This window comes from Opitutaceae bacterium TAV5 (assembly GCA_000242935.3).
Lineage (GTDB): Bacteria > Verrucomicrobiota > Verrucomicrobiia > Opitutales > Opitutaceae > Geminisphaera.
Map to the genome: position 1 here is coordinate 4,405,596 of CP007053.1, position 13,527 is coordinate 4,419,122.

At 63.1% G+C, this 13,527-nt stretch carries 10 protein-coding genes; 7 read left to right on the forward strand and 3 right to left on the reverse strand.

The genetic code is table 11. The features are described 5' to 3' along the window. Positions 1 to 17: 17 nt before the first annotated feature. Positions 18 to 1,289 carry a hypothetical protein gene (locus OPIT5_18890; protein ID AHF91982.1) on the reverse strand — a complete coding sequence of 424 codons (1,272 nt, stop codon included), beginning with the start codon at positions 1,287 to 1,289 and terminating at the stop codon, positions 18 to 20. 321 nt (positions 1,290 to 1,610) lie between these two features. Here OPIT5_18890 and OPIT5_18895 point away from each other — a divergent pair, with 321 nt between their 5' ends. The 7 genes from OPIT5_18895 (at position 1,611) to OPIT5_18925 (ending at position 9,973) form a co-directional block, all read left to right on the forward strand. Next, positions 1,611 to 1,985 carry a hypothetical protein gene (locus tag OPIT5_18895; GenBank protein ID AHF94526.1) on the forward strand — a complete coding sequence of 125 codons (375 nt, stop codon included), beginning with the start codon at positions 1,611 to 1,613 and terminating at the stop codon, positions 1,983 to 1,985. Positions 1,986 to 2,005: 20 nt separating this feature from the next. After that, positions 2,006 to 2,578, forward strand: a complete 573-nt coding sequence (locus OPIT5_18900; protein ID AHF91983.1) for a hypothetical protein — start codon at positions 2,006 to 2,008, stop codon at positions 2,576 to 2,578. 126 nt (positions 2,579 to 2,704) lie between these two features. Beyond that, a complete protein-coding gene (locus OPIT5_18905) occupies positions 2,705 to 3,412 on the forward strand; it encodes an N-terminal cleavage protein (protein AHF91984.1) in 708 nt (235 codons plus the stop codon). A gap of 39 nt (positions 3,413 to 3,451) precedes the next feature. Next, on the forward strand, positions 3,452 to 4,537 hold the full coding sequence (locus OPIT5_18910) for a LacI family transcriptional regulator (GenBank protein ID AHF91985.1): 1,086 nt from the start codon (positions 3,452 to 3,454) through the stop codon (positions 4,535 to 4,537). 211 nt (positions 4,538 to 4,748) lie between these two features. After that, the gene (locus OPIT5_18915; protein ID AHF91986.1) at positions 4,749 to 5,588 is read left to right on the forward strand and encodes a hypothetical protein; all 840 of its coding nucleotides are present in this window, start codon (positions 4,749 to 4,751) and stop codon (positions 5,586 to 5,588) included. Positions 5,589 to 5,682: 94 nt separating this feature from the next. Continuing rightward, on the forward strand, positions 5,683 to 7,878 hold the full coding sequence (locus OPIT5_18920) for a hypothetical protein (protein ID AHF91987.1): 2,196 nt from the start codon (positions 5,683 to 5,685) through the stop codon (positions 7,876 to 7,878). 13 nt (positions 7,879 to 7,891) lie between these two features. Next, entirely contained in the window at positions 7,892 to 9,973 is a 2,082-nt protein-coding gene (locus OPIT5_18925; GenBank protein ID AHF91988.1) for a heparinase, read from the forward strand. A 172-nt stretch (positions 9,974 to 10,145) separates the two neighbouring features. On the opposite strand, the gene OPIT5_18930 is transcribed toward OPIT5_18925, so the two are convergent. After that, positions 10,146 to 12,254: a glycoside hydrolase gene (locus tag OPIT5_18930; GenBank protein ID AHF91989.1), complete on the reverse strand. Its 2,109-nt coding sequence runs from the start codon at positions 12,252 to 12,254 to the stop codon at positions 10,146 to 10,148. Positions 12,255 to 12,468: 214 nt separating this feature from the next. Continuing rightward, positions 12,469 to 13,431, reverse strand: coding sequence for a fructose-bisphosphate aldolase (locus tag OPIT5_18935; GenBank protein ID AHF91990.1), 963 nt, complete (start codon positions 13,429 to 13,431; stop codon positions 12,469 to 12,471). Positions 13,432 to 13,527: the final 96 nt, after the last annotated feature.

A 13,527-nucleotide genomic window follows, 5' to 3' on the forward strand; every position in this document is an offset into this window, starting at 1 on the left:
CTGCGCCACATCATTTTCTATCTGCCAACGATCTCACTGACATCGATCCGGTACATTTGCCGGGTGCCTTCGTGGATAGAGTCGATGCACACGCTGCGCCCGTCCCGCGCCCAGCGCGGATGCAGGTCGCAGCGGATCTGCCACTCCATCGGCGGCGAGAGAAAACGCCCGATGTCGATCCGCGTTCCCGATTCCATGTGCCAGAGAAACAGCGTGCGGTGATGGTCGCGCTTGTCCGGATACGTGTCGGACAGCACCCACTGGCGGTCGGGCGAGAACGAGCAGTGGCCATCGCAGGTGAGCACGCCGTCGCCGATCATTTCGATGCGCCGCTCCGGGGCCTCGTCGTTATCGTGAAACAGGTAATAATGCGGACCGCTGCCGTTGCGGTTGGCCCACGCGAGGATGGCGTCGTCGCCGCGCCAGTCGTAATGGGAAACCAGCTCGTGGTCGGTGAGGCAGCGCAGGTCACCGCCATCGACATCGAGCGTCAGCAGCCGGGTGGAACCGACCTCCTGCTTCGGTGTCTTGCGCCGGTGCAGCACGGCAAACCGGCGGTCGTCCGCCCCGAATTGCGCATGGTTGAACCGGTGCACGCGTCCGTCAAAATCCGGTCCCCTTTGAAACTGCGCCACTGCGGCCACGCTCAGGATCAGCCGGCTCTTTCCGGTGGCCAGATCGACGGCATACAGCCCGTCGTCCTCCGGTTCGTTCACCGCGACCCACGCATCCGGAACACCTGCGTAGCCGTAGCCGGGACGCTGGTGATGGAGGCGGGCGAAGTTGAGGGATATGCCGGTCGTCCCGCTGCGGTTGACCGCATACACCGGGCGGTCGATCACGCGGTCCTTGCCTGTATCGATATTAAAAATACGGGAAACGGGACGACCGTCGATCCGGTCGTTGAAAATCACATGGCCTGACGAGCCATCGCCGAGCCACTGGAGCATGCAGCCCTGTTGCCAGTTCCATGCGCGGGTGGTGGCGAAGGGTGTGAACCTGCCGCTGCCGCTTCCGTCCGCGGGCGAATCGACGAGTCCGAGTGTGAGCACATCGTCCGCGGTCGGCGGCCGGTCCATGAAGGCCGATTCCATCGCCAGCAACCGCCGTCCGGAGGCATCCCACGGGCATTTTTCGTAATACCCGAAAAAATGGTGTCGCGGTCCGCGGGTGAGCGCGATGGCGGGCGGAAACAGGGCGAGGCCGGAGGCCGGCGCAGGAGCGACAGGAGAAGAAAGAATGGCGGGAGGCATGATGCCGGCCAGCCTGTCCTGATCCCGCCGGGCCAACGAGAACGGCGTTATTGATACAGATAAGCGGGGGGCTCCAGAAATACATTTTTAACCGCGAATGAACGCGTACCGGGCGAAGCGACAGTCTGCCATAGACGCGAATGCAGAAAACTGATTAAATATATAACTATTTGAATATAGGTTTCTTGTGATTTATTCCCTTTGGGTATAATACCCCGGAGCTTGCTCCGGGGATCTTTACTCGCGTTCATTCGCGGTTGGTTTGTTTTCAATTTCCGGAAGTTCCCAAGTGGCGGAGCGAAGGAAGGTTTTTCCGGTCTTGCTTCGGCGATCCGGATCGCGTAGCTTTTTGCTACGATGGCAGCCACCATTCCACTTCGTATCGATTCGGAACTGATTCACCAGGCCAGAAACACGGGGGCCCTGGCCGACCGCCCGCCCACCGCCCAGATCGAGCATTGGGCGAGGTTGGGGCGGGTGCTCGACACCGTTCTCTCGGGAGCCAGCGCACTCAAGGTCAAGCAACTCGGTCGAGTCGACGATCTCGACCGGGTGGTGACCATTTCGCAAACGGAAGCGGGGCGAAAAAAGGCCCGGAGCGTGATCGCGCGTCATGGCGGACCGGTTTACGAAGCGGATCCGGATGATCCGGCGCTTGTCGTGGAACGCCAGCCGGACGGAACGGTGCGCCGGGGACGTTTTGCTCATCGTCAGTTCATTCCGGTCGGCTGACCGGCGAATTGTCTTTCCGCATGTCAACAGGCGCCCCCCGTCTGGTTTTCCTGGCCGGCCCCAACGGCGCGGGGAAATCGACGTTTTATGAAATTTTTCTCAAATCCGGATCCGGCGGACTTCCGTTTGTGAATGCGGACCGGATTACGGCGGCGCTGGGAATTTCCAATCGCGAGGCTGCGGAAGTGGCCGACGCTGTGCGTGCGGAATGGGTGAAGGAGCGCCGGTCGTTTGTCACCGAAACGGTTTTTTCCGATCCGGCAGGGGCGAAGCTCCGGTTTCTGCGCGAGGCGATCGGAGCGGGTTACCGGGTTACGCTTTATTTTGTCGGGATCGCGAGTCCGCAGCTTTCCGAAGCCCGCGTTTTTCAGCGTGTCCGGGAAGGCGGGCACGACGTGCCGACGGATCGTCTCGAACGCCGGTTTCGGCAATCGCTCGAAAACCTTGCGGCGGCGATCCTGTTTGTGCCGGAGGTTCACGTTTTCGACAACAGTTCGGCGCGGATGCCGTATCGCCTGGTTCTGACCATGCGGAACGGACAACGGCAGTTCGAGGCCAGCCCGCTGCCGGCGTGGCTGGCGGCGGTGTTGTGAGCGGTTCCGGGTTTATCCGTTCCACGGGGCGAAGCCGCTCCCGCACGAACTGTCCGCCAACCATGTTTATTTGTATGAATGGCGGTGTCCTTGCCTGCCGGGGAGCGGCCGGAAAGCATCCGGCTGATGAAACCCCCTCTGTTTCCCGAAAATTCTCACGCTGCTTTCACCCTGATCGAATTGCTCACCGTGATCGCCATTATCGGCATCCTGGCAGCGATCATCATTCCCACCGTGGGCAAGGTTCGCGAATCGGCGCGCGCCGTCCAGTGCGCCAGCAACCTTCGCCAGATCCAGATGGCCAATATCGCTTACGCCAACGACAACAAAGGCGGTTATGCGCCGCTCCTGCTCGTCGACAAGGATGACGCTTCCAGGACGATATACTGGTATCAGAATTCCGATTTTCTCGCCTACCTCGTCAAGGAGCGGACCGGCGCCACCAGCGAACGGCTTGCAAACAGCCTCAACTGTCCCACGGCCCGTTCGCTCGGCAACCCCAAGGCTTTCACCTACGGGGGCAATGCCCACGGCCGCGGCGGCGAGTGGGTGAAAGGATACGTGCGCCAGATCAGGATGGAGGAAATCCAGCGTCCTTCGAAAACCATGGCCTTCGCCGACGGTCTGGACTGGCAACTCTATGCGGACGGAGCCACCGGCTATACGAAAGAGCTCGAGACCCTGACATCCTCCTCCACGCACATCGTGGCCTACCGCCACGGCGACAAGGCCAACCTCGTCTATTTCGATGGCCACACCGCCCGGCTTTCCGTGGACGCTTTCAGGAACGACGGCGACGACAAACCTGCGCTCCTCTGGCTGAACAAGGAGTAGCCGTCCCCCGGCAGGCTTGCTGTCAGCCTGGCGACCTCTATGCCTCGCAGCGTGGAACCCTCCTCCAGCCGCCCTACCCAGAAAGACATCGCCCGCGCCGCCGGCGTCACCCAGGCCACCGTCTCGCTCGCGCTGCGCAACCACCCCGCCATCAAACCGGAAACCGTCGCGCTCGTCCACGAAGCCGCTCGCAAACTCGGCTACTCTCCCGACCCGTACCTCTCCGGCCTCTCCTCCTACCGCAAGCGCATTCGTCCGCCGGAGCTGCGCGCCACGCTCGCCTGGCTTTCCAATGACGCCGACGGTTCCGTCTGCTGGAAAAACAGGCCCGCATTCGAAGCCTATCACGTCGGCGCCGCCGCCCGCGCCGCCGAACTCGGCTATCGCCTCGAAGACCATTATCTGCGCGCTTCCGGCATGACTCCCGCGCGTATTGCCGGCATCCTGCAGGCCCGCGGCATCCAGGGGCTCCTCCTGGCGCCCCAACCTCAGCCGAGCTCCCGCCTCGACGATTTCCCCTTCGATCATTTTTCCGCCGTCACCTTCGGCTACACGCTGGCCGAACCCCGGCTTCACCTTGTTACCTGGCATCAGTTCCGGGCCATGGAGATGGCCTTTCGCAGGCTTCTCGCGCTCGGGTACCGGCGTCCCGGTCTCGCCCTGGCTGTCGAAACCGACGAACGTTCCGACCGCAACTGGTCCTCCGCTTTCCGGAGCGAACAAGGCCACCACCTTCCTGCCGCCCGCCGCGTTCCGTCCCTCGTCGAGGCCGACCTCACCCGCGAACGCGTCCTGGGCTGGTTTCGCCGTCACCGCCCCGATGTTGTCCTTGCCATGTGGCCGTGCGTTCGCGACTGGCTGGCGGAGGCAGGCGTATCCGTTCCCCAGGACACCGGTTTCGCTCTTCTTTCCGTCCCGGAAGACAATCGCCACTTTTCCGGACTCTGTGAAAATCCGCGCGCCATCGGCGCCAAGGCGGTGGAGTTTGTCGTGGACATGATCCACCGCTTCGAAACAGGCATCCCGGCCATGCAGGTTTGCATGCTGGTCGAGGGGTCGTGGTGCGACGGGACCACGCTGCTTCCCCGCAATCGCGAAGCGGGCAGGGCGTCACGGCCAGGGTAATACGCCGGAGAAAATTTCAGGGAATGCCGTAGCCGTAGCGGGCCTTGCAGGAATTCCCGGTTCCGGTGCGGCTGCGTGGTCGCACCTGGTCCGGCGAGAGGGAGGTTTAATCTGTATAAATGCCGGCACCGTTGTCCGGGAGTCCGTCTTGCGGAAGCTCAGGCCCCGGCTTCGGCCATTTACCCGCCAATCCACCAACACAACCCGTATCATGAAAACACTCCTCACCCTCAGTCGCGCATTATTCGCATTTCTCGCCATCCTCACCGCCGCTCATGCGCAGGTCACGCTCACCGGCGACGGCAGCTATTCGCAGTCGTTCACGACCGGACAAAATGGCGTGAGCGCGAATACGATGATCAATGACGCCGGCACTTATGCGTGGACCGACAACAGCAGCATTGCCGGATGGTACGCTGTCGTTAACGGCAGTACTCCTGCCCAGTATCGGGCAACCAACATGGCCGTAACCCCAACTGACGTCATTTATATCCCCCGCGCCTCCGGCACCAGCGGCGCTCTCGGCACTAATCGCACGACCGGGAACACCGGTCTCACCACCTTCGGCGTGCAGATCGTCAACAACACCGGCAAGACCATCACCGAACTGGCGGTGAGCTATTTCGGCCAGCAATGGCAGCACAATACCGGCGGAGCGGATGCCCTGACCTTCCAGTATTCTCTCGATGCCACCTCACTCACCACCGGTATATGGACGACGGTGGACGCGCTGACGTTCAACAGCCTGTACGACAGTGGCACGGGAGCCAATTATGCTTCCCTGGCCTCGACCGGCGGCAGTGTCGCACCGGGTACGACCCTTTCGTCTTCCATCACCGGTCTGGCCCTTGCCTCGGGAGCCACCATCTGGTTTCGCTGGGTCGATGAAAACAACGAGGGTGTGGACCAGGCGCTCAGTATCGATGATGTTTCCATCACCTCCACCTTTGCGCCCAACATTCCCGAACCGTCCGCCCAGGCGCTTGTCGCTGCCCTGACCGGTCTTGCCATCGCGGGGATCCGCCGATGGCATCGCGCCGGGCGAAGCTGACCGGCCCCTCGTCCATCCTTCCTGTCCCTGTCACCCTCATCTTCCCGCCGCCCCCACAATGCATCAAGCGTCCGCTCGCCTCGCCTTCTGTTGTTTGACCCTGGTTGCTCTTGCCGACGATACGAAGGCAGCCGCAACGGTGCAGGATTCCGTTACGGAACCCTTCATCGTCACGGCGAGCGACGCCTGGGCTCCGCTTGCCGAACCCGCCAACGCCATCGTCCCCGGCAGTGTATTCGATTTTTCATTTCTGAACGACGCCCCCGCCGGCAAACATGGGCCCGTCGTCGTCACTCCCGACGGTCATTTCGAGTTCGCCAACCGCCCCGGCGTGCGCGTCCGCTTTTGGGGCGTCAACCTCGTTTCCTCCGCCTGCTATCTCGACCGTGAAACCGCCGACCGCGTGGCGGAGCGGATCGCCCGCTCCGGTTACAATTCCGTGCGGCTGCACCACATTGACCGCGCCCTTGCCGCCCGCGATCCTGCCACGGGAGACTATGCGTCATCGGGCCAGCTCGACCCCGAACGTCTGGACCAACTCGAGTACCTCTTCGCCGCCCTCAAGAAACGCGGGCTCTACATCAACATCGACCTTTACTCCCTGCGCCTTTTCTCCGCACAGGAGATGATCTCGTTTGGCCTCAAGCCCGACGCCGCGGCCGGTCTCAGCGGCGGCGAGGCTGCCCGGCTCTTCAAGACGGCTCTCCGGTTTTCCCCCGCCGCATTCGATGCCTGGGCCGCCTACGCGCGCGCGTTGCTGCTCCATCGCAATCCCCATACCGGCCTGACCTGGGCGGAGGATCCCGCCCTTATCGGAATTTGTCCTGTCAACGAAGATACTGACAGCTCCGTCATCGAAAAAAATCCCCTTCTGGAGCACATCTATGAACGGGAGTTTGGCGCGTGGCTGGAGCGCGACGATCACCGGGCACTTCTCACCGACTCCAATCGCAGCGCCGTCTTCGGGCGCTTTCTCATCGAGGCGCATCAGAAAACCGACGCCCGTCTCTTCGCATTTTTGCGTGATCTTGGCGTTCGTGTGCCGCTCACGGGCGCCAACCACAGGACGTTCCAAAGTCTGGCCTGGCCGCGCTCTGCCTACGATTATGTGGATAATCACCAGTATTGGGATCATCCCGGGTTTCTCCCGGGGCAACGATTCAGGCTTCCCTTCCGGTACCACCAGAAAAGCGCCACGCGGGACCTGGCCCGCGCTCCGCGCACGCTCATGCCCACCCGCATCGAGGGGAAACCTTTCGCTGTCACCGAATTCAATTTTGTGCGCCCCAATCGTTATCGTGCCGAGGGCGGTGTGTTGATGCCCGCCTATGCCAGCCTCCAGGACTGGGATGCGCTTTATAATTTTGAATACGCCAGCACCGCGCAGACACTGTCTCCGGCCGGCGACGTAACCGGCGGATTTTCCCTGGCCAGCGATCCCGTCGGCCTGCTGGCCGATCGCGTATCCGCCCTTCTGTTTCTCCGGGGAGACATCAAGCCCTCTGCCGGGAAGATCGTCTTTGCCGTCGAGCCCGATACCGCCTTCAGCCAGCGCCAGAGAAACTTTGACGATGCTTTTTCCCGGCTTGGCCTGGTCACCCGGATCGGCTCGCTGGTTGGCAGTCCGTCGGCCATCCGGGAAAAAGTGCCGGATCTCGCCGCCGTGGTCGTGGACCCCAAGTCGGCGTCGGCTTCGCCCCGGACGGGCATTTATCCTGCCGATGACACGCTTGCGGAGCGTCTCCTTGCCGATGGCCATCTGCCGTCCGGCAGCATCGAAGGTGATCACACCTTCCGCAGCGACACCGGCCAGATCACGCTTGATGCCAGGGCCGGCACCGCCCGGTTCGTCACGCCCCGCAGCGAAGGTTTCGTGCTTCCTGCCGCCGCCCGCCTGCAAGGCGAATTCGCCACCGTGCGCAACACGGCAGATACGCCCTGCACCGTCACGGTTGTCGCGCTCGACAGCCATGACCTCGCCGGGAGCCGGCGCATCCTCGTGCTCCAGCTTTCCGATTCCCTGCCTTCCGGCGCACGGTTTTCGTCGGCCGATCGCACCCTTCTCGAAGAGCGGGGGCATCCGCCCCTCCTCGTCGAACGCGCCGCGGCCGAAATCGACCTGCGCCTGCCGGCCGACGCCACGCTTCAGGCGTGGGCGGTGGACATGGACGGCACCCGCCTCGCTGCGGTGCCTCTGGAATGGAACAACCTTGTCTCCGGCTGGCGCCTGAAGGCTGCAACCCTCGCAGGAAACAAACCCCGCTTCGCCTACGAAATCGTGCGCGAGTGATCGTCGTTGCCCTATGCACTTCGGAGTGATCATCCGCCTCGCCGCTGTCTTTTTGTCACCGGGTCTCGCCGTCCTGGCCCGGGCTTCGTCCGGCGGCGCCGGTCTGCCCACCGCCGCCATGCAGTGGGTGGGCGATGTCCGTCTGCTCCCGGAGTTTCCGAAGCCCGATCCCTCGGGCGCGTTCGCCGATCTCAAAATCAGACAACCCGATGGCGCCTTCATCCGGTTGCCTCGTGAAGACTGGGCCGCCGCCCGTGTCCGCGTTGCCGATGATCCCGCCTGGCGTGAGTGGCTGAGCAAACGGCAGGCTGTCACCGATGCATGGATACGGAAAAACCGTGACCGCGTCGAATGGCGCGCCGGCTGGTCGCACGATTTCGTCAGTCCCAAAGATGGTTCGTTCCTGGTCTGGACCGAAGACATCCCCGGCGAGCAGACCCACACGCTGCGCAGCCGCAGCGGTCACGAGGTCGAGTTGACTCCGAAAATTTTCGGAGGCTGGGTCATGAAATTCCGGGAGCAGCATCTTTACCAGATCACCGAGGCTGCCCGTCTGTACCGGATTACCGGTGACACCCGTTATCGTGACTGGGCCGCGGGGCAGCTTGATTTCTACGCGGAGAACCTCCAGCGCTGGCCGGTCGTAAACCCCAAGGGCAATTATGCCCGTCTCGGCTGCCAGAGCCTGGAGGATGCCGTGTGGCTGGCACGTTTCGTCGACGCCGTCCGTCTGCTGCGCGACGAGGTGGAGCCCGAACGTCTCAAGGCGTGGTGCGACAACCTGCTCAAGCCGCAAGCCGGGCTGCTCGACCGCTCGTTTCAGGTCATTCACAACATCGCTGTCTGGCACCGCGCCTCGCAGGCTTCGGTGGCGCTTCTCACCGGTGACGAGGCGATGTGGTCCCGCGTGGTGGACGGACCATTCGGCCTTCGCGCCCAGCTTCGGCGCGGCGTCACCAGCGATTATCTCTGGTATGAGCAATCGATGGGTTACAACGATTACATCGTGGCGGCCACGTATCCGCTTTTTCTTGTCGCCGGGTTGCTCGGACACGGCGACCGCTTGAAACACGAGGCTGCCGTCGTGCAGAACCTGATGCTGGCCCCGCTCATGATCCGTTTTCCCCATGGCACGTTGCCGAATCCGGCGGATACCACCCGCATTCCCGTGGCTCCCTCCGGCTGGCTGGCCCGCGGTTATCGCGTATTTCCCACTTCCGTCGGCCTGGTCCGGGCGTCCGGCAATCGCTCGTGGGACACCCTTGTCGATCCGCCCGCCGAAGTCGCTTCGGGTGCCGGCACCGCTCCGGACGCGATGACAGAAGCGCTCCCGGAGGTGCGTTCCGTATCCATGGAAAGCTCCCGCTTTGCCCTCCTCCGGAGCGGCCCCTGGCAGGTTTTTTTGCATTACGGCCAGATCAACCGTTCGCATTCACAGGCCGAGGCGCTCAACTGGTCGGCGTCCTTCGATGGCACCGACGTGACGCACGACCCCGGCACGGTGGGTTACGGCTCACCCATGAGCAACGGCTACTACCGGCGCGGCCTCAATCACAACGTCCCGCTCGTCGACGGCGAGGGGCAGGTCCCTTGGCGTCGGGGAGAACTGCTCCTGTTCGATGCCGGTCGCGCCATCGTTTCAGCCGCGCAGCCCGACTACCGGCCCGACGCCTCCGCCCGCCGCACACTGAGGATCGAGGGGAACAAGCTCATCGACGAAGTCTCCATTGCAACCCGGGCTGCTGAGGGGCAAACGCCTCCGGCTATGCTGCTCGGACTCGCGCTGCATCTGCAAGGCACGCCTCTCCTCGATTCCCGGTTCCAGCCCGACCCCGCATTCGCACAGGGACGTCCGGAGCCGTTCGGTTACTGGCGCGATGTCCGGAGGGCCCTGTTTGAGGACGAAGCCGTGATCGACGTAAGATTTTCTCCTGTGCTCACGCTGCGGGTCCGTATTGCCACGCCGGGCCGCTTCGCGATCTGGCAGGGGAAATCTCCCGATTATCCTCCCGGCCAGCGCAGCGGATTCTACGTCGAGAAGGGGGAGACCGGTGTCGAAGCTACGTTCACAACGGAAATTTTTCCCCTTCGGTAGTGCTCTGCGGCTCTCTTGTGTGGAGAAGAGCGTACGTTGACGATCCCACCAAAGATTCGGAATCTTCCCGGATTGTCACAACCTGCCACAAGAATAATTCTGCCTGCTCATGGCGGCAGGCTCCCGGTCCTTTATTCCGATCCGGATTCAATCGAAAAGGCCTTGTCCTGAATCATCCGCCAAGTCGGAACAGACGCGCGGTGAAACGGCGCGGCAACGTGACGGAAAAAATCTGTCCGCCCTTCCGGAAGGCGAAGCGCGTTTTTTTCGCCAGCGGGTAAATGCATTCCGTCGTCGTCGAATCTGCTTCGGACAGGGACAGCGGAATCGTGCAGGTTTTCTCATGACCATCCAGCCGCCAGACGGCGAGATAACGGCGTCGTCCGCAATCGAGGCCGAAGGCGAGCCAGCCGGCGCCGGGCTTCGGCAGGCCAAGCGGCCAGAAGGGAAGTCCGCGGCGGATGTCGGCGCGGATTTTTTTGTAGAGCGCCAGCCCTTCGGTGATCCGGGCGAAACGGCGCGTCGACAAATCGCGGATACAGCCGCTCTGGTGAACACGCAGGAGCAGCACGTTGACGAGATTGAAGATGGTCTCCTCCTCGTCGCCATCCGGTTTGGGATAACTCCAGACGGCGGCCTGTTCGGGCGCCACGGCGGATGCCGCTGCAGCGGCAATCAGGGCGTTCAACCGGTAGTCGGACTGGTCACTCACCGACTGCAGGGGATGCAGCCGGAGCATGGCGTAGTCCATGCGCAGGCCGCCGCTGCCGCAGTTTTCGATCACGAGGCGCGGGTGGCGCCCGAACACGGCCTCGATCCACTCCAGGTAGGCGCGATTGTGCGCGAGGAGTCCGGCGCCCGGTGAATCGGCGGCGCGGTCGGTTCCGGGGCCGGCGTTGATGTTGTAGTCCATCTTGAGGTAACCGATGCGAAAATCGGCCACCAGGCGATCGATGATGCCGTCGGCGTGCGCACGGACCGCCGGGTTGCGGAAGTCGAGCTGGTAGCGGCCGTGGTCGATCACGCGCTTCCCGTCACGCTGGAAAAACCAGTCGTCGGGCAACGTCTTTGCCAGGGGGCAATGGATGCCCATCACCTCGATCTCCAGCCACAGTCCGGGGACCATGTCATGTGCGCGGATCGTGTCGATCACCGCGCCCAGTCCGCGGGGAAAGCGGCTGGTGACGGGTTGCCATTCGCCCACGGTATCCCACCACGAGCGTCCGGCCTCGGCATACCAGCCGGCGTCGATCACGAAATACTCGCAGCCGGCCTCCGCCGCTTTCGCGATCAGGGGCAGCAGCTTCTCCTCGCTGGGGTTGGCCCAGAGGCAGTTCATGTAGTCGTTGAATATGACAGGAAGCTTTTCCGTATCCGGATGACGGCGACGGATCGCCCGCCGCACACCGGTGAGGGAGCGCAGCGCCTCTTGCAGGCCGCCCGCCACGATGCCGTAGCTCACCGGCACGGAGGTGAACGTTTTGCCCGGCGCGAGGCGCTCCGACCACAGGCTCTCCCGCCAGGTCGGACCGGAGGCGCGCAGGCAGAGTTCGCCGGCGATGTCGGAGAGTTCCCAGTGCCATGAGCCGTTATGCTCGATCTGCCAGAAATGCGTCCGCCCGCTCCCGGTGTTTTCGATCACGCCGAGTGGCAGCGCGCCGGCGGTGGACCAGGTGCCCTGGTTGGAGACCGCGATGCGCGAAATCCCGAAGCCGGGACGCCCGGCGGCGTAGAATTGATGCAGTCCGAAGTCCCCCGGCCGGCCCGAGCGCCACTGGCATTCGCCGCACCAGTTGTTGTCGGGCAGGTGCAGCCGCATCTTGTCGGCCCAGCGTCCGCCACTCTCGCGTGAAAGGCCGGTGATGGCCAGGCTGCTTGCGTATTCCAGCAGCAACGACGCATCCCCGGTGTTATGGACCTCCGTCCAGGTGCGGAAGACGGACTGACGGGGAATGAAGTGAAAATGCGAGACGACGCGCAGGCCGCCTCCGGCCTGCACGACTTCGAGCCGCGCGCCGCCCTCCGGCCCCTTGGCCTTGCGATGGGAAACGTGGCGTAACAGGTCGGCGGGCGAGGTGCCGGTGTATTTGTTGCCGTGATGGTCGTCGGGGTTGTATCCGGCGGCCTGAAGCTCGACGAGGCGCGCCCACTTGAGCCAGGGGGAACCGGGAGAGGAGGCGCGAGTGCCGGCTGCGTCCACCGTGAATTTCACGGGTTCGCCGGCGGTGATGTAAAACCGGAGCACGAGGCCGTTGATACGGAAAGTAAGGGGACGGTTCATGGGGCGAAGCAGGGGAGGTTCCGTGAATTCATTTTTGAACAGAAGGAAACAAAGGAAACGAAGGTAAAAACAAAGAAGACTCTGAACAAAAAGTTATTTGTTTTAAGAAGGTTAAACAGGAATGAACGGTAAACGTCCTTGGTTGTTCTTCGTTCTCTTCGTTGCCTTCTGTTCAATTTTTGGAAGTTCCCGCAGGTTTGACGACAGCCGGGAATCAGGCGCGGAGCGTGGCGAGAACGCCGGCGATGTTGTCGGCGATGGCTTCGCGGCGGGTGCGGTGCGAGAAGCTGCCGCAGGTGCGGGAGACGGGGAGCGGATCGGGAGCGGTGTCGAGGGCGGTTCGCACGGCGGTGGCGGCGGCGCGAGCCATGCCGGTGTAATAGTTGATCTTGCAGATGCCATCCGCGCCGACCGTGCCGAGGCGGCCGCCGAGGCTGCTGGTGCCGTGCAGGGCCTGAATCGGACCGACCCGGCGGGTGATCTCGCGGGCGAGGTCGCGACGGTATTCCAGGGGGGCGGCGCCGGTGGCGCGGTGTTCGGTGCCGAGATTGGGAACGATGAGATCGATGCCGGTGCGAGACACGAAGTTTTCCACCGATTCAGGTCGCGAGAGCAGATCGGCCTCCCGGAGCTGTTTACGCTCGAGTTCGGCGTGTTCGTAAACCTTGTCCGGACACGCTTCGACAACGACCCGGGCGCCGGCACGGGCGACAAAGGCGGCGGTGAGGCGAATGTTTTCGTCAAGGTCATGCGCGCTGGCGTCGAACATGAGAATGCCCACGGCGTCCTGAAACCAGGGGGCGTCCATGAGTTCGCGGTCGGGAGCGTGCGGCGCCCAGCCGTGATCGAAGAAGGGGATGACCTCGACTTCGTCGAAGAGTCCGGGACGTCCGGCGTAACCGTCGAGCCAATACAGCCAGTGGCCGGCGGTGGCGGCGAGGTCGCGACCGGGAAGCGCGAGGCCGCCGAGTTGCGGGTGGTCGGGATAGCCGCCCGTGAAGCCGATGCCGATGGCGACCTGTCTGGCGCCGGTGGCCCGGGCATGGCGTTGCGCGCCGAGGAGGATGCCTTCCATCTCGTCGGGGGTTTCGGCGTTGGGACAGAGGAGGGGGGCGTGTTGTTCGCCGGCGTGGTGGAGCCGGGCAATGACGTCGGAGCGTCGGGTAAGGAGGCGCATGGAGGAGAAAGGCTGAAGGGCTGAAAGCCTGAAGGCTAAAGGTTGGAGGATGAAAAAAAGAGGGGAGGAGGGGCATCCTGAAAATTCATTTTTGAA